Origin of the sequence: Corallococcus sp. AB049A (assembly GCF_003668885.1) — a bacterium.
GTDB lineage: Bacteria > Myxococcota > Myxococcia > Myxococcales > Myxococcaceae > Corallococcus > Corallococcus interemptor.
This window is the reverse complement of the sequence record NZ_RAWL01000957.1, coordinates 1-493: the sequence shown is the minus strand read 5'-3', so window position 1 is coordinate 493 and position 493 is coordinate 1. Positions and strand designations below refer to the sequence as shown.

The window sequence follows — 493 nt, the reverse complement described above, 5'->3', positions numbered from 1 at the left end:
GGGCTGGCGTGGCCGGCAGCGCGGTGCCCGGCGACGCATTGAGCGGCGCGGGCGTGCTCACCAGCGGCGTGGGAGCCGCCGTGTTGAGCGGCGCGGGCGTGCCCAGGATGGGCGCCGACGGCGTGCCCGGGGACTGCGACAGCGGCGGCACCGTGGCGATGAGGCCCGGGCTGACCTGGCTGGTGCCCACGAAGTTGTTGAAGTCGGGCGCGGACAGCTGCGGCGTGGTGAAGCCACCCACGGACACGCCCCCCACCGTCGGCGGCGTGGCGAAGGTCCCCTGCCCCACCGTGCCGGTGACGCCCGGCTGCACACCCGCCACCACCGCCGGCGGATCCGCCGGAGCCGTGGGCCCGAACGTGCCGCTGAACGTCGGCGGGGCCGCCGAAGGCAGCGTCGGCGCCGAGGGCACCGTGGCGGTCGTCGCCCCGGGCGCCCCCACCGTGTTGCCGGTCCCCGGGGTGGCCGCGCCAGGCACCGTCCTACCGATGCT

1 pseudogene is annotated in these 493 nt (G+C 77.7%); it reads right to left on the bottom strand.

Annotated features, from left to right (window positions below):
• Positions 1 to 493 (bottom strand): annotated as a pseudogene (locus tag D7X55_RS40430) (hypothetical protein); the annotation flags it as partial.